Annotated in this window: 14 protein-coding genes; 1 reads left to right on the top strand and 13 read right to left on the bottom strand. The window is 54.6% G+C overall.

Annotated elements, in window-relative coordinates; translation table 11 throughout:
- Positions 1 to 152 precede the first annotated feature (152 nt).
- The 11 genes from H7849_RS04155 to H7849_RS04110 form a co-directional block, all read right to left on the bottom strand.
- Positions 153 to 2318 carry a formylglycine-generating enzyme family protein gene (locus H7849_RS04155; RefSeq protein WP_186744384.1) on the bottom strand — a complete coding sequence of 722 codons (2166 nt, stop codon included), beginning with the start codon at positions 2316 to 2318 and terminating at the stop codon, positions 153 to 155.
- 6 nt (positions 2319 to 2324) lie between these two features.
- Positions 2325 to 3266, bottom strand: a complete 942-nt coding sequence (rbsK, locus tag H7849_RS04150) for a ribokinase (RefSeq protein ID WP_186744382.1) — start codon at positions 3264 to 3266, stop codon at positions 2325 to 2327.
- Between the two features lie 12 nt (positions 3267 to 3278).
- Entirely contained in the window at positions 3279 to 4268 is a 990-nt protein-coding gene (locus tag H7849_RS04145; protein ID WP_186744380.1) for a GRP family sugar transporter, read from the bottom strand.
- A gap of 668 nt (positions 4269 to 4936) precedes the next feature.
- Positions 4937 to 5938 (bottom strand): FAD binding domain-containing protein, encoded by a 1002-nt coding sequence (locus tag H7849_RS04140; protein ID WP_186744378.1) that lies wholly within the window; start codon positions 5936 to 5938, stop codon positions 4937 to 4939.
- Positions 5935 to 8343, bottom strand: coding sequence for a xanthine dehydrogenase family protein molybdopterin-binding subunit (locus H7849_RS04135; protein WP_251106600.1), 2409 nt, complete (start codon positions 8341 to 8343; stop codon positions 5935 to 5937). The genes H7849_RS04140 and H7849_RS04135 overlap by 4 nt, the downstream gene beginning before the upstream one ends.
- A gap of 12 nt (positions 8344 to 8355) precedes the next feature.
- Entirely contained in the window at positions 8356 to 9054 is a 699-nt protein-coding gene (locus tag H7849_RS04130; RefSeq protein ID WP_186744376.1) for a (2Fe-2S)-binding protein, read from the bottom strand.
- 138 nt (positions 9055 to 9192) lie between these two features.
- A complete protein-coding gene (locus H7849_RS26705) occupies positions 9193 to 9561 on the bottom strand; it encodes an ASPIC/UnbV domain-containing protein (RefSeq protein ID WP_251106599.1) in 369 nt (122 codons plus the stop codon).
- Between the two features lie 80 nt (positions 9562 to 9641).
- Positions 9642 to 10013 carry an FG-GAP repeat domain-containing protein gene (locus tag H7849_RS26700; RefSeq protein ID WP_251106785.1) on the bottom strand — a complete coding sequence of 124 codons (372 nt, stop codon included), beginning with the start codon at positions 10011 to 10013 and terminating at the stop codon, positions 9642 to 9644.
- Positions 10014 to 10338: 325 nt separating this feature from the next.
- Complete coding sequence (locus tag H7849_RS04120) at positions 10339 to 11265, bottom strand: RraA family protein (RefSeq protein WP_186744374.1); 927 nt, start codon at positions 11263 to 11265, stop codon at positions 10339 to 10341.
- Positions 11266 to 11314: 49 nt separating this feature from the next.
- Complete coding sequence (locus tag H7849_RS04115) at positions 11315 to 12691, bottom strand: mandelate racemase/muconate lactonizing enzyme family protein (protein WP_186744372.1); 1377 nt, start codon at positions 12689 to 12691, stop codon at positions 11315 to 11317.
- 578 nt (positions 12692 to 13269) lie between these two features.
- Positions 13270 to 14577 (bottom strand): M23 family metallopeptidase, encoded by a 1308-nt coding sequence (locus H7849_RS04110; protein WP_251106598.1) that lies wholly within the window; start codon positions 14575 to 14577, stop codon positions 13270 to 13272.
- A gap of 201 nt (positions 14578 to 14778) precedes the next feature.
- Between H7849_RS04110 and H7849_RS04105 the strand changes: the two genes are divergently transcribed.
- Positions 14779 to 15762: a carboxypeptidase-like regulatory domain-containing protein gene (locus tag H7849_RS04105; protein ID WP_251106597.1), complete on the top strand. Its 984-nt coding sequence runs from the start codon at positions 14779 to 14781 to the stop codon at positions 15760 to 15762.
- Positions 15763 to 16043: 281 nt separating this feature from the next.
- On the opposite strand, the gene H7849_RS04100 is transcribed toward H7849_RS04105, so the two are convergent.
- Complete coding sequence (locus H7849_RS04100) at positions 16044 to 16484, bottom strand: ATP-binding protein (RefSeq protein WP_186744368.1); 441 nt, start codon at positions 16482 to 16484, stop codon at positions 16044 to 16046.
- A 25-nt stretch (positions 16485 to 16509) separates the two neighbouring features.
- A complete protein-coding gene (locus tag H7849_RS04095) occupies positions 16510 to 17046 on the bottom strand; it encodes an STAS domain-containing protein (protein ID WP_186744366.1) in 537 nt (178 codons plus the stop codon).
- Between the last annotated feature and the right edge of the window lie 102 nt (positions 17047 to 17148).

The raw sequence follows: 17148 nt of genomic DNA, 5'->3' as shown, positions 1-17148 counted from the left end.
CAGGCGTACCGAGCATAGGGCTCCGGGCCTCTAGAACACGAAATCGGCTAACTCCTGCAAATAGAATAATTTGGCAGATTAAATCGCCACAAAATACAACTAAGCTCTGTGAAATGAAGAATTTGCCGGAAATATAGGGGTGGGTACAGCCCTCAGTCGGCATCCTTCACGCATCGAAAACCAAGCGCTCCGGAACGATCGTAACTCGGAGCCATCAGCAGCAACTTGCCGTGCTGATCGTTTCTGTAAGCCTGCGGAAAATACCAGATTGACCCCTGTGGCTGGTAATAGCTGCCGCCGCGCAGAATTCCACCGCGAGTATGTTCGTCAACATATTCGTCGGTCCACTGCCACACATTGCCGACCAAATCCATCACTCCGAAAGGACTCGCGCCTGCGGGATGCGCATCAACATCGTTGGGACCACGCATCGTCCGGCTGCGATCCGGAACCGGCACTTTGCTCGCATCCCAATCATTCCCCCATGGGTAGATGCGCCCATCTGTGCCCTGGGCCGAGTATTGCCATTCCCACTCATGCGGAAGCCGCTTCCCTGCCCACTTCGCGTAGGCGCGGGCATCCTCCTGCGATACCCAGGTCACAGGCTTGTTTCCCGATCCGTCTGGAAAAGTGCCATCCTTCCAATCTTTGAGGAAGTTCAGATCGTCGCTCGGATGGTAGTGCGTCGCATCGAGGAACTTCTTGAACTCGGCGTTGGCCACCGGATATTTGTCGATGTAGAAAGAGGCAATGTGCATCTCGTGCTCATGGTAGCGACGCGGAATATCCTCCCATGGATACTGCACATCGACGCCGGCGTCGTTGAAGCCTTCAATCTCAATACCTTCTACCTTGAAGACATAGTCGGCTGCTGGAATCTTCACCATGCCTTCGGGAGCCGTGGCCGCAGGCTCTGTCTTCGGAATCTCTACGAGATGTTGTGGCAGCGGCTTCCACTCATGCGAATAACCGGATAGCGGCGCCGCCGCCATCTGCTTCGTCTTCGCCATCAATTGCGTGATCGGCGCGTCTGGTTCACCGGGAGTCGCGAGCAGTGCACCATAACCATGCGCTTCCATCGCAAACGACAACACGGCCTGATCGCCGTCATGCTCCGGAGTCAGTTCGACTCCGTGGTAGAGATCGAAGTAGCGTACGCCCTGCGCGTACGGAATGGAAATCTGCCGACCGGCAATGTCGTACTCATTGCGATTGACGATGGTCCAAACCGTCTGCTGCCCGAGCGGCCACTTGCTGGCAAAGACACCGTAAAGGTGCGTGGGATAGAAAGGCTGCCATTCTTCGCTCGCAAAGAATGGAGCAACGGCGCGCTCGATGGTGGCGACGCGGCGTGTGGCTTCTTCGTCGCGGGGCGTAATGCCGTTCCAGATGCCCCAGATGTTCTCCCAGCTTTCCCAACCTTCGCCGTTGAAGAAGGCGTACTGAAGATCGTCAGTCTTATCACGGTTCCACCGATCGGAGATGTTGACCTGATGTCGCGGCTCGAGCCACCTGAAGCGATCGACCTTCGGCGCGAATTCGAATTTGTACTGACCCCAGGTGAGAACGTTCCACGCGAGGGCTTCGTCACTCGGGCTGCCTTCGGGCTCGAAGACTAACGGATGACCTGACTTGTCAGCGGCCAGCGAGAAGGCGAGCGGCACCCCATCCTGCGTGTCGCCGTTGACGCCGTCGGCGCCGATCTCTTTCATGATTTCAGCGATGGCCTGCGGCCACGGCATTCCCGGGTCACGCGTTCCCTGATCCCACATCATCATGGGAAACAGAATGTGCACGCCGCGCCCATGGAAGTCGGCCACCATTTGACGGACGCCCGGTAATCCTCCGGGCATGGAGCGGATCATGTCGTGCTGGTTGCGGTTGTCGATGCCCATGTTCGGATAAGTGGGCCAGATGAGAACCGCGTCGATGCCTCCGTAGCGTTTCTCGAGATCCTCAAGGTAGCGATCGACGGTGTACTTGCCAGCGACGGGATCGTAAAAGTAGCGGTCCTGCACCATCATTTGCGGTTGCATGAAGGCGGATTGCGCCCACTTGAACGCGGGCTGCTGATAGCGATCGTTGCTGTATCCGATGCGAATCTTGCGCTCCGTCCGCCAATGCGTGATGTCTTTCAGCCACGCGTCGAAGTCTTCCGTCGTGCAGGGCTTGGATCCGCCTTCCCACGCGCCTTTCTGCGCGATGCATCCTGGTGCGGGAATCTGCTGGCCCACCTGAGCGTAGTGAGTGTCCTGTGCTGGTAATTGGAGCGCGAGAAGAACGACAACGAGAGTTAGCCGAGAAACCGATAGACGCATCTGTGCCTATGTTCCTTTTCCAGTTTCGAGCAAAGCCTCCACTTCGGCGCGGGTCGGCATGGAAGGCTGGGCACCGGGACGGGTGACCGAAATGGCCGCCGCTGCTGCTGCGAAGCGGGCAGCCTCGACCGGCTCCATGCCCAGCATAAGTGCGGTGGCGAAGGCCCCGTTGTAGGCGTCGCCTGCTGCCGTAGTGTCAACTGCTTTTACCGGGAATGCTGGAATCGTATGCGAGAAGCCGTTCGCGGAAGCAAGGAACGCTCCGCGTGAGCCCAGCTTCAGCACGACATTCTCAACTCGCGCGTTTAGCAGAGCGCGTGCTATCTGTGCCGAATCTGATAGGTGTGTCTGATTGGTGGGCGCAGCATAGAAGGCTGCCTCGGTTTCATTAGGAGTAAACCAGTGCACTTGCGGAAATAGGTTGTCTGGCAACGCACGCGCGGGTGCCGGATCGAGCATGAGTGGGACACTCTCGTCGCTGCAGAGTTTGGCCAGGTGCTCCACGGTCTCGATCGGTATTTCGAGTTGCGCGAGAACGATCCCGGCATTGCGAATAGCACCGTGATGCATGTTCAGAAAGTCGGGCGTCACATGCGCGTTGGCTCCCGGCGTGATGATGATGCTGTTCTCTCCATCTGGAGACACCGCAATGATAGCTACGCCTGATGTACCTCTGTGTTTTTCTACTGCCTCGACATCGACTCCGGTCTGCTGAAGGTAGGAGAGCACTTGATCCCCGAACGAGTCGGTCCCGACCTTGCCGACGAGTTGCACAGGATAACCAAGGCGAGCCACGGCGACTGCCTGGTTAGCGCCTTTTCCCCCGGGATGAACCTGAAAATCCGTACCGCGCACGGTTTCTCCCGCGGCCGGAATCTTCTCGGCGTTCGCAACCAGGTCGATGTTGATGCTGCCCACAACGACAATCGGCTTCTGCACGGAGGTCATTGGGATCCTTAGCTAGAAGACCGGCGCCAGAGCGACTGTGGTCAATCCGCAGATGAAAAAGATAAACATCCAGACAAGCAGTGTCTTCGAACGCGGCGGCGCTGAAGAGAATTCTTTCCAGACGAAGACACCCCAACAGGCAGAAATCATCGTTGCTCCCTGCCCGATCGAATACGACACTGCGGGACCGACAATATGAGCGCGTGATGCGACGAAATTCAGGACGGCGCCTGTGCACCAGATTGCGCCTCCCACGATTCCCCATATATGCCATCGTCCCGGCGCAGAAGCATAAGCGGACATCCCAACCGGCGACTTGCCGTCAAGGGGATGCCGCATCAGAAGAGTATTTGCAACGACAGAGCAGGCCGCCACTCCTAGAGCAAAAAAAAATGATGTCGCATAAGGACCGGGAGCATCTACACCGCTCATCGCCTTCGAGACGAAAGGATAGAAACAGCCCATAAGCAGCCCAGCTACGAGGCTGAGAATAACGCCACGCCCGCTCATCTTCTGCTGTGTCGCCTCTCGGAGACGATATGCAGCAGCATCCAGCACGATTGCCGTCACCACAAGAGCTATACCACTGAACAACATGACGGGATTGCCCGCGGGTGAGACCAAATAACTGCCGACGGCTCCTACTACCAGCGCGAGACCTATGCCGATGGGAAAGGCGACCGCCAGTCCAGCAATGTCAATTGCCGCTACCAGCAATAGGTTGGCAACGTTGAAAATGATGCCGCCCAAGGCGGCAAGCCATATGCTATGGCTGCCGCTGTGGGCCAAGTCGAACTCAAACGAACGTCCGCTGCCTCCAATGCTCCCAAGTGTCCAGCCCCAGAGCAGAGAACCGAGGATCAGGCCAATGACATAGTCCCAGTAGAAAAGCTGAAAGCGATATTCGGGGCAAAGTTTGACAGTATTTGCCCATGAACCCCAACACAGCATGCTGATAATCATGAATGAGAGCGTAATTGCATACGTCTCCGGCTGATACAAGAATGTCCTCCTCGCAGCAAGCTAAGCGGAATCGAAAATGACTCGAGCGAGAGAGCTTTCATGCGTGTTGCAGCACAAGCTCGTTCGCATGGCGCTCGTCCAAGCAACATTACAGCAATTCTCGACGGAGTTACACGCTTAAGTTATCCGCGCCCGAGCACCGTGATGCATCGAAGACCATTTTGAAGTTGCATAGTCTCCAGTGAGGTAGCTCTAGGACTAGGGTCTTGTCCAGCAGAATTTGATCACGATAGAGGAACAGCCGCCAGCAAGTTTTGCTAGACATCCGGCCAAGGCAGACACACGGCTGCACAGCCTGTCTAAAAAAATCAAGTAAGTGCGAATTTCAGCTTGAGAGTTTTGCCTCAGACGAAGCGACGCGTGCTCGGTCCAGGTTTCTTAGGAGAATGCCAAAGCTGCTTGTTGTGCCGTCAGTGCTATTCTTCCGGAGCTTGGTAACAGCTGCGCCCCGGCACGCATCTGGCGAGATGTACATAGTTCTCGTCGGGACCAGCCGGGCCCATTGTGCACAGGCACCAGTAGCTTGAGGCCGAATGCACACCTGGGAGCCATGATTCTGCATCCTGGGGTGTTGTGCCATACGGGTTCTTGGTTCGGAGGCACTGGCATGGCTGCGGTTTGACATTTGTTGTGCTCATCATTGCCTCCTAACCGGCCGCACTCGGGTCGCGATCCATCTGCCCTGCGGCCAGAAGAATGGTGCGATAGATTGCAACTGGAAAAAGCTCGACCTTATAGGCATTCATTGACAGGGGATGCGCGCCTTCCATTGCAGCCTTGCCTGCCGCCCATGCATTTGCCTCGGTAATTGGCTTGCCGGATAGCACAGCTTCAGCCTGTGATGAGCGGCGCACTACAGGGGATGCTGCTCCCATCGTAATCACAGCCCGTCGGCAAATGTTGCCGTCCATTTCGAGAAGAACTCCGGCATCGGCAATCGCCCAGTCAAAGCTCTCTTTCTCCCCATACTTTTGATACGCCGAGCGCGTTCCAATTGCGGGCTTCGGAATCATGATCGATGTCAGAAGTTCGTCAGGTCCGACAGCAGTGAACTTTGTCGGATCGTCTTCACCAGTAACGTAGAGATCTTTAACAGCAAGGACCCGCTTACCTCGCTTCGTCGAATTAAGCTCGACACTGGCATTCAGGGCAAGCAGAGCCACGGCTGCAGAAGAGGGGGCGACCGCAGGACAGGCGCCATAATCCATAATGGCGTGATACTGATTGAGGCCGTCAAAAGCGAAGCACATATCTTTGCCTTTTCGCAGGCACTCAAAATCCGCAGAACGGTAGTACCAGCACTGTATTCGTTGAAGCAGATTGCCGCCCAGTGTTGCCATATTGCGAATGTGTGGAGTTGCTGCGCTCCCGCAGGCGTCGGAGAGAATTTGGTATTGCTTGCATATCACGGGATGCTCGCTGATTTCGGAGAGAGTAGTGAGCGCTCCGATGGTCAGTCCACTGTCTGTCTGGTGAATTCCACGCAGCCCAGAGATGCTTCGGATATTCACGAGTTTCGATGGCTGCTCGATCCCAATCTTCATGCGGTCGAGCAAATCTACGCCACCCGCTTTGATGACTGCGCCATCCCTTAGCTGCGATAGAGCGCCATCTACCGTTGTGCAATTTGCGAGTACGAAACTGTTCATGCCAACTCCCTCTCCGGCTCGGGCTTGCGTAGCGCAGCCAGCACCACCGCCGGTGTCATGGGCATCTGGCGGATGCGGACTCTGATCGCGTTATAGACAGCATTCCCAATAGCTGCTCCTATGGAGACAACGCCTGCCGCTTCGCCAATGCCCGACGCATCCGTTGAACTTTGACCGATGTAGGCTTCGACGAGCTTCACCTCAATCTCAGGAACTTCACGCGAGCCGGCGATCTTATACATATCCAGATTTGGGTTCACCATCAGGCCGTAGGCTGGATCCAACAGACGATTCTCGAAAAGTGTGTAGGACATTCCCTGGATGATTCCACCGTTGATTTGGCTGATGACCAAAGAGGGATTCATGGGCCGCCCGCAATCATGTACAGATAGAACACGCTTCACATGAATGCGCCCGACCTCTGTATCCACCTCAACTTCTGCCACATCAACACCACCATAGGTCAAGTACTTACTCTTGTCGTAGTCCGGAATCCGTTTGGCCTGCACTGTAATCTGATCGGTCGTCATTTTGCCCGCGGCACGGCGGAAACTAAGCGGTTGAAACTTGCCGGACTTGCTCCTGACATCGCCGTCAATTAGCACCAGGTCTCCAGGCGTTGTACCAAGGGCTGGTGCGATGTCTGCGAGGAATTTCTGTGATGCCTGCCAAGCTGCGTCACGAACCGCGGGAGTCAGCGAAAGCGTAGTCACGCTTCCACCCGAGTTCGGGCCGGGCGGATAGTTGGTGTCACCCGCTTTGACGACAACCTGCGACGGGGGCACACCGAATTGTTCCGCCAGAATCTGCGCCATAACCGTCTTTATGCCCGAACCAATATCCTGCACCGCGGAGAGAACTTCGAGAGAGCCATCCTTATGCACACGGACTTCGGCAGCAGAATTCATGCTGACGAACCGATACCATACAGACTGCGCGAGACCTACGCCGCGCTTCATAGGGCCAGTATCTGCGCCAGCTTTTGGAATGCGTGCCTTCCAGAGATCGCTTTCGCGCACAATCTGTCGCTCAACGCGGCGCACTGGATGAATGTCGGTTTTATCTCGGAGATCGATGGGATCCATTCCAAGCTTCACGGCGAGTTCATCGATTGTCTGCTCCAGTGCGAAAGCTCCCTGCGGATGTCCTGGCGCACGCATGGCCGCTCCCGGACCGGCATTGATGAATACATCGTTCTCCTCGGTGTGCAGAGCTGCGTACTTATAAAGGTTGGATGCCGGTCCTGCACACCCAGCCCCGGTGCCACATCCCGCTGTGCCGTAACTGACAAGATGAATGGCAGTTATTTCACCGCTCTTCTTTGCTCCGATTCGCAGCACTTGATCGGAGCTGGGACGATTGCCAACAGACAGATGCTCCTCTTCGCGATCAAGCATGAGCCGAACCGGCGCACCAGTTTTCTTCGAGAGAGCTGCCGCCACCACTCCTGGATTCCCTGCTCCGAATTTGGCGCCGAAGCCGCCACCCATATATTCAGTAATCACGCGCACTTGCGGCATTGGAATTTTGAAGAAGGCGGCCAGTTCCTCGCGCACGCTCGCTGTGCCTTGCGTCGAGGCCCATACTGTCAGTAATTCGGGCTTCCAGTCGGCTACTACGCCGTGTGTTTCGAGAGCAGAATGCGTCTGGACCTGCGTAATGTAGTGACCCTCGACAACAACATCCGCATCCTTAAAGCCTTGATCTATATCGCCGACTTTCTTGACCGACGGTCCATGAATATTGCCGGTTTGTGGAACATCATGGGGTCCACCACCGCCGCCCGCAGTGCCTGCCTGATCGGCCACACCTGGAAAAACCAGAGCTGCATTTTTCGCGCGCGCCTTGTCCAATTCGACAACAAAGGGCATCGGCTCATATTGAACCTTCACAAGCGAAGCTGCTTCCTCGGCAGCATAAGGAGTCACAGCCGCCACCGCCGCAACGGGCTGGCCGGCATAACGCACGACCGGATACTTTGTCTGCTCAAGAGAAGGATCGCGGAGAACGGCTCCCCCCATTACGTGTTCGATCACGTGAACGGCTTTGACACCAGGGTACTTCTCCGCCGCTGAGGTATCGACGAAGACAATCTTGGCGTGAGGCACAGATGCATTCACGAATTTTGCGTACAGCATGCCCGGCAACTGAATGTCGGCAGTGTAGCGTGCGCGGCCTGAAACTTTGGCCAGGCCGTCCCAACGCTCCACCGCGCGGCCAACATATTTCAGATCCTTGTTAACCGGCCACACTGGCGGCTCGTCGGAAGGGATCTCGCGCGGCTCATCTTGCAGGGTATATCCGGGCACGCCAACTGGCATCATCACGGTCTTCTTGTCAGCAGTTGTCTTATCCGGGCTATCTGCTTCCTGGAGCAGCGCGTTTTCACTCGTGTGAATTGCCATGATGCTCCTCCACTATGCCTTGCGGCTGTTGCCTGCCACCTCAAGCGTGGCCGAGAAGATTCTAGGATAAGTACCACAACGGCAGAGATTACCGGCGACTGCACGACGAACGTCCTGCGTCGTAGGATTTGGATTTTTTTCAAGTAGTGCTGCGCAACTCATGACCATGCCCGGAGTGCAAAAGCCGCACTGCAAAGCATCATGCTTCACAAACGCTGCTTGGAGCGGATGAGGACTTCCGTTCACAGAAAGGCCTTCGATGGTTGTCACCTGATGGCCAATGGCATCGACAGCAAGCGTCATGCAACTATTTACCGGTACTTTATCGAGCCATACAGTGCAGCCCGAGCACGTACCCCGATCACAGATCACTTTGGTGCCGGTCATACCCATCTGGATGCGCAAGGCTTCCGCCAGCGTCGTTCGAGGTTCAATTTCGATGGCATGTTCCTTGCCATTCACGCTCAACTTGATGGAAGTGAGGCCAGGGCCGATTTCCGTAACGCCATGCTTTGAACCGTCCGAAACGTCGCTGCCAAAGGCGTGGACTCCCTCGAGTAACGTGCTGCCAGCTGCTGTCAATCCAGCGCCCTTGAGGAAACCGCGGCGCGTGATGCCGTTCCGGCCTGGATCGCCTGTTACTCTTTTGCTTCGTTGCTCTTCCCTTTCTATCGACGGAAGATCGGAATGCGACGTCTTATCAGCCGACATACATTGCTCCTCATACGGTTGCCGAAGGCTGTGATCTTTCTTGAACAGTTGAAAACTTCTCTGTCCTGAAATCAGCGGGCGCATCGGCTGTTCAGAACTCATCTGCGTCGACTTTGGAAGTCTTCCGGCAGAGCGAAATCACCGATGCCCAACTATAACTCCGTCGATATTTGGCTTGCAACTGAGCAGGGAGAACACGTTTTTATGCAGCATGCACTCGCTTACCAATCCTGTCGCATTACACATACCCTTGCCTTCCACGACGTGCACGTAGCGATTAGGAGCAACGTTGTTGAGTTTCTCGATGTGCTTGCTTGGAGCCGGCCAGTGAATCTCCAACTCGTCAATTTGCGTGGCTGTGCCAATGCCCAGGACTTCGCGAAGATCGTGCGAGGAAAGATAACTACCGCCGTTGTTTTTCAGTTGCGTCCTTACTTTGCCACCCGCTTTCCATACAATCCGGACGCCGATAGCATCACGGTTGCAGGTGACACCCGCTAGTTTCAATCCCAGCCAGTTGTTGTCCTCTTAATAAGGAGTACAGGGGGCCGCCATTGACCCCTATGATTACGTCCAGCGCGCCATCGTTATCGTAATCGCCCACGGCGAAGGTGCCGTCGCCGTTGTTGTGGTAAAGGAAGCTGGCGATGGGCTTGAAGACGCGAGGGGACGCAGTAGTAATTCCTGCCGAGCTGATTGTTGCCGCACTCAAGCTTGCGGACTCCCGTGTAGTCGACAAAGCTGCAGACAAACAGATCTAGTCTTCCGTCGTTGTCGTAATCGAACCACGCTGCGCTGGTCGTCCACCCCGGAGTGGCGACACCTGCGCGATCTGTCACGTCCGTGAAGGTCCGATCGTGATTGTTCTTGTAGAGAATACATCTGCCATATGCGGTTACGAACAGATCTGGCCAGCCATCATTATCGTAGTCTCCAACGGCGACCCCCCATTCCGAAATACGCTCCGCTGACCCCAGCCTTTTCGGTCACGTCCGTAAGATTCCATCGCGATTGTTCTTGTAAAGAGCATTGCGAACAGGTTTGGATGGTTTCCAGAAATCACTTGGCCCACTGTTCACCAGGAAGATATCCATCCAGCCGTCATCGTCATAATCCAGAAAGGCGCATCCTGGTCCGTACGCCCTCGTCAAGCCTGACGGGACTCCGGTCTCGACTCAAAAAGGACAGATGTGGAAGGCTGCCAATCATGAAGGCCAGCTCATGAACATAAATGAGCGCCTCAAGCGTCTCGCGAATTCGGCCCGGAATAAGCAGCATCCTGCTTTATCTTGATTTCCTCTTTTCTAGGATTGCGTTGAATTCGGAGCGGGGCATTCTCAGCTTTTCGGGATGAGCATCAATCCACTTCGCTAGTGCGTCGTATTTTTGTGATGTCCAGCCACCCTCGAATTCGCCGCCATTCTTGCCCGAACGGTTCAATTCAAAGTTGAATTCATCCTGCAAATTGGTGAATTCCGCTGAGCTGACCGCGTCTTCCGCCAAAATTGCGGGGATGAAAATTACCCCATCTGTTTTCGCTAAAACAAGGTCTCCAGGAAGCACAATAGCGCGTCCAATCCGCACGGGAGCGTTGATGGCTGTCAATGTCATGTCAGCCCATGCAGAGGGATCATAGCCCCGATAGAACCCATTTAGGTTCGGAATTTCTCGGTTCTCTTCCTGGTCGCGAATTCCAGCGTCGAAGACGAATCCGGAGTGGGTGTGTGCCGCAATCCCACTTCCAAGGTTAGAGCCTATCAATGTACCTTCGATGACCTTTCCAAAACCATCGGCTACATAAACGTCTCCTTCCCGGAGTTCGTTAATGGGCCAGCTATTGGTCCAGCTTACTCGCCCTTCAGCTTTGCCTTCGGCGGCGATCGCCTTGGCCATGTCCGGTCTGAGCGGCATATATTGCGCAGTCAGGGCACGGCCAGCGAAAGGCTTGTCAATGTGAAGGGCTTGCCAACCACCATCAAATTGGCATTTATAACCTTTATCGCGAAGATAATCCCAAACATCTTCGATTGAAACGTCTAACGCTCGTTTGAGAAGATCGTCTGGAACTTTGGGGCGTCCGTCCGGGAATCGTTCGCCATTCCAGTCCGAGGTGTAAAACAGAATCTGTTCTTTCGTCATCCTCACCTGAGAAAATGCAGGCACCACAATGATTGCGCAGACAAACAAAATAGTCGCTAAAACTCTCTTCATGAATTCTCCTCCAGCAGTCGGAAATTCCTTTTGTTTGGGGAAACTGCCATCAACTGAACGTCGCGTCGTCCCATGACTGCTGTTCGTCCCACATGGGCGTTGGCTCAAAGTATCCGGTTCCAGGCTTCAAGTGACGCTTCACTTCATCGTCGTTCAGGGTGATGCCCAGACCCGGCGTATCCGCGACCTTGATAAATCCTTTGTCGATGATCGGTTTGTCAATTCCTGTGACCAGATCCTGCCAGAATGGCACGTCGAGCGAATGGTTTTCGAGCGCAAGAAAATTCCGCGTCGCGGCTGCGCAGTGCACATTCGCCATACAGCCCACTGGAGTGCCAGCAAAGTGCATCGCCATGGGAACGCCATACCGAAATGCCATGTCGCCGACTTTATGCGTGCGCAAAATTCCACCCGATGTTTCAAGATCGGGATGAATCTTGCTGACCGCATGGTTCTTACATAACGTCTCAAAATCGGTAAACTCATAAATGTCTTCGCCGGTGAGCGTCGGCGTCGGACTAGCGTCAGTGATCTGTTTCCAGAGATCGGTGTAATACCAAGGAATCAAGTCCTCCATCCACTCCAGATTGAACTTTTCATAGGCCTTGCCCAATCGAATGGCAGACTTCACACCTACATGGCCAAGATGATCCATAGACAATGGCATGTCATAGCCGATTGCATCGCGAACAGCAGCCACATACTCGCACAATCTGTCGATGCCTTTATCCGTAACTTCGGTGGCAATAAACGGGTGGGGCTGACTGTGCAGTTCCCATGAACTCAGTCCGGAGGGCTGCATCACGGTATTTGGAATGCCCTCGAGTGTATCGATGCCGAGATCCATCTTCATCCAGGTAAGCCCCATCGCTACACGCTCTTTTGCACGCCGCCCATACTCCTGAGGATCCTTTGATTCCGTCGTGTCGGCATAAATGCGGACAGTATCGCGCCACTTGCCACCTAACATCTGATACACGGGGCAGTTGTAAACTTTCCCCGCAATATCCCAAAGGGCCATTTCCACGGCGCTGACACCACCTCCCTGACGAGACACACCACCAAATTGCGCAATCTTTTCGAAGAGGTAGTCGACATTTAGCGGGTTTTCGCCGAGAATGCGGCTCTTCAGCACCATCGCATATTGAGGGCCAGCAATATCCCGCACTTCGCCCAGGCCATATACATCCTGGTTCGTATCGATTCGAATAATGACACAGGGGCTCGGACCAGGCTTAACGACTATGGCGTAGCGCATGTCTGTGATCTTGAGTGTCGATGGACTGGAATGCAGATTGACGTTCTTGACGGTGTCCTCCGCCTCAGCCTTCTTGAAAGTTTGGCCAACGAGACCACCAGCCAGCAGCATCGCAGAGGATTTCAGCATGTTACGGCGATTGAAGCTTGATCCATTTCGATCGAACATTTTCACCTCTCCCTTTCAGAATTCAAATTCAATCTGTCCGGAAAATTGAACCTCGAAAATATAGCACTTCGCAGGAGTATAGACGTCCCTTGAGTGTAGGACACTGGTGCGGTTCTATCTTTTCATTTCTGCTCTTCCTTCTCGGCGCAGATGCTCATCTCGATCGGACGAACATCTCGATTGCTGGACTCCAGATCAGTTCAGGGTACAGCTTGGGAAAGCAATATCTGGGCTGGATATTCTCTTCTGATCGTTATCCCAGATTTCCAATACCGGCAGGATGGCTCGCGGCCCGCTTCGGTCCGCGACGCCTATGGTCGCTTGGAGTCTTTTCGTGGGGGATCGTTACAGGGGGCCACTGCGCTTCTGCCTACAGGTGTGTCGCATGTATGCGGCGTGTTGATCGCAATTCGCTTCGCGCTACCACAGTCTCGCTCACGCCTTGGTTTTCACAGCACTTCGGCTGGGGCAGTTCCTTCACAGTAGCCGCCACCGCACTTGCGGGGTGCCGGTGCACCCAGCAGCGTCCTCTCGAAATGGAAAAGACACCCTGGCGTCAATTCTGTAAGTAGTCTCGCTCAGTCGTGAAATCCCGGCAAGTCGATGCGTTTTGCAATGTGATCTTTAATCCAATGGCTGTCCCACCATTCCTTCGGATCAATCTGCACGCCATCGAGCAGCATACCGAAGTGAATGTGGTCGCCGCCGGCCATGCCCGTCTGGCCGCTTGTGCCCATAACCTGCCCCCGCTTCACCATGTCACCCTCGTGCACATCAATGTGGCTTAGATGACCGTAGAGTGTCTGCAGCCCATAACCATGGTCAACTATAATGCAGTTGCCGTAGATCCCCAGAGGAGCCGCGTAGACGACTCGTCCGTCGTTTGACGCCTCCACGCCTACGTGCTGCGTGACCGCGAGGTCATATCCAAGGTGCACCTGCTGATCGATCTTTTTGCCTTTGTAGATATAGTTGCGCAGGTCCGCAAAGGTCGCCTCCGACTGCGAATGAGACTGCCGAACAAAGGGCTGTGACCATAAGAATTTGTCGGTAGTCTTGAGCCGAAGATCAAACAGCACCTGATTATTGGCACGCCTCATTTCGTTATTGATCTTTACAAAACGCGCTACAGGATCGCCCGAGCCATTCGGGTCAAGCTCGTTGACGACCTTCTGCATGAACGCGTCGCTCACCTGCAAGTCATGGACCGTGTACTTGGGCTGCTCCTTCTTGGGAAACTGGAAAACGATGGGGCTCGTCACATCGTTCCCAGCCCCGTTTGACGCATAGACGACGGGTACCGTGTTCGACGGCATATTCCAAGCAAAAGCAAAGAGGGAGAAGTAACCCGGTTTGCCCCCTGGCACCGGCCAAGCGCGAAATATCTGATCGCCGACACGGACGCCCGCGTCCGTCCACGCACCAGAGACATTGAAGGTGGCGAGATCGGCCATCCCCAGGTACAAATAGTGCTGATCTGAATCCACACTGACGGTTGGCGGTCGCGTCACAACCGTCACATCGCGCTCCCAGCGCCCAGTCTTTCGAAGCAGATCGTTCGACGTGGCTTCGAGAATCAGTTTTGCCTTACCGTCTTTAAGCTGCGGCGTGGAATTGACCCCCGCTGTGAAGTTCCATGTGCCGTCAGCGACGTGCGTGGCCTGATCCTCCTTCCAGACCGGGTAGTGGACGCCGTTCTGCTCAACTGACGCTTCCAGTTTGCGAAGACCGCGCACATCGTGCACCCGAACCGTCACCGGCGTAGCCAGGCCAAGGACCGTGATCGGAGACGTCACATCGATGACGGGTGTCGTCGAACGCGCAACGAGAAAAATGATGGGCAGTAAAACAATGAGGACAAGAATCAGAAGAAGGACTTTTCGCACAAACTCATTCTAGCTGACGAGCAACTGGAAATCTGCGTCTGAGACTGTTCCGCAGCGAGAGTGGAATTTATCGCTTAACCTATTCAAAAGATTCGATAAAACGTAACGAGACTGTTTTCTCGGGTGATTTTTTGAACCCGGCGCCTCACCTGCCGCGTCCAACCTACGAAAGTTCCTTCGCGCATGAATATTAGGCTTTTCATGTTCAGGCTAGTCTTATGCGTTTCTGTCACCTGTGCTGCGGCGGCTCAGCAAATTTCCGCGCCTGAGCCACAGACTGGAACTGTCATCGGCACAGTGATTGACGTAAATGACGGGACTGTTCCCGGAGCCAACGTAGTTCTTCAGAGTTCTTCGCTCCCTGAGCCTAAACAGGTAACAACAAACGACGATGGTTTCTTCCAAATCACTCAACTCAAGGCAGGGATTTCTTATCACATTACGATCAGTGCCAACGGATTTGCGGACTGGATCTCGCCCGAAGTCACTCTGAGACCTGGCCAATATCTGGAACTGAAAGGAATCCGACTCCGGATTGCAGTCGCGGTGACTACGGTGAAGGCTCTCTCCACCGAGGAAATTGCCAGAGGACAGGTCGAGATAGAGGAGAAGCAACGTGTCCTTGGCTTCATTCCTAATTTCTATGTGGTCTATGACCACAACGCTGTTCCGCTCACACCGAAACTGAAGTTCAGACTCGCGCTCAAGACCTCGAAGGACCCCATCACGATTCTTGGCAGCGCCTTCGTCGCGGGAATCGATCAGGCGGCAGGCACTCCCGACTACGAGCAGGGTGCAAAGGGCTATGCTCAACGCTTTGGTGCCAACTATGCCAACGGCTTGACTGACATCATGGTCGGCGGAGCCATCCTGCCCTCGATCCTGCGTCAGGATCCGCGCTATTTCTATCGAGGCACGGGCACAACGAAGTCGCGCATAATTTATGCCCTGCGAACGCCGTTCGTCTGTAAGGGAGATAACGGGCGCTGGCAACCGAACTACTCAGGACTTGGGGGGTACCTCGCCTCGGGCGCCATCGCGAATACCTACTATCCGTCATCAAATCGCGGCCCGGGACTGGTCTTTTCTGCCACTGCGATTGATATCGCTGCCGACATGGCCAACGGCGTCATACAGGAGTTTGTCCTGCGCAAACTCACGACCAGCGCCAAAAAGCAGCCCTAGATGAGTGGGCAAGCTGTTTACGCCGTAAGACAGTTGGGAGAAATAGGTGTCAGGTGCCATATATATGGCTAGACTCGAAAGGTGCATGGCGCACTTGCCCATCTCCCAGTTTTCCACGAACTAGAGCTCTTGAATATTTAGTCCTTTTACGGTGCTGGAAATCCGGGTCTCGCCACACCCTTCTACCCCCTCGACAGCATTGTGGGCACGAAACATAACCCAAGAATTTGAGAAGTGATCGGCAACTAGATCTGCAAGAGCTTCAGGGATTCGTTGACAAATCACGAGACTGAAATTGAGAAACCCATCGTCAGCCGATTTCCCTCGGGAAGCCTCTCGTAAGCCAACGATCCTGCGAAGTGTCGGAGTAGCGGTAGTCCGTTTCCGCCTGGTGCAATCGACTCAAGACTCACCGGTTCGGATCCATCGTCCCGAGGCAGAGCGTCAGCTGGATTGAAAAGCAAAGCCTTGTCATCGATCGCAAAAAACAACGTGTCCGATGAACACCAGCACCGAATAACGATACGATGCCCAGACTCACTCCGATAGCCATGACGAATGACGTTGGCCAGAGCCTCTTCCAGGCACAGCCGAATTGCGTAACGGATGTTCTCAGTCACACCGAACCGGTCTGCAAATGCCTCAGCCCATGACTGCGCTCGGCTCACCTCGGTCAGTCGGCTGTCTAGCACAAGGAAGTCTTGCAGTTGTTCGATTGGCATGTTCGGCAGTCGTTCTTCTTGCTGGCTACCGAAGCGCGGCTACTGCTGCATCAAGTTCGCGGAAAACGGGAATCACCTGGTCAACCTTGCTGGCTTTGAGCACTTCCTCTACCAGGGGAATAGGACCCAAAAGCGCCACCTTTCCTCCCCTGCGGCGAACGGCCTGCGCCGGAATTATGATTGTACTGAGTCCTAACGAACCGATGAACGACACTTTTTGGAGATCAATGAGAAGAAATTTGGCGCTTCCTGCCAACACATTCATGCGCAGGTCGATTGCGGCCGCGCCTTCAATATCCAGTCGGCCGTCCAAAAGAATACGGGTGATATCACCCGCCATAGACTCCGTCGAAATTGTCATTCTGTATTCCCTCTTGAGTATCGGTCGATTTCCGGGGATGTGTGTATATTGCGGACCGTGATTAACAATCACTGATGCTGCATTATACTTCGAGTTGATTTCTGGACCATCACCGCAGATGCGACCCATCGCGATCGCCTCCCAAACTTTTAATTCGCGTTGACACACGTCTGTGCGAACGTTATAGTCCGTTGCAGCCAAATCCGACGCCTATTCACCGCTCAGGCTGCTCGCGTCGAGACTCCCCTGAAAGATATTCGAAACATCAATCAATCGACCCTTTGATGTCCGCTCATCTGGCCG

Source organism: Alloacidobacterium dinghuense (assembly GCF_014274465.1).
Taxonomy (GTDB): Bacteria; Acidobacteriota; Terriglobia; order Terriglobales; family Acidobacteriaceae; genus Alloacidobacterium; species Alloacidobacterium dinghuense.
Note: the sequence above shows the minus strand (reverse complement) of the source record. Positions and strands in the feature narration are given on the sequence as shown.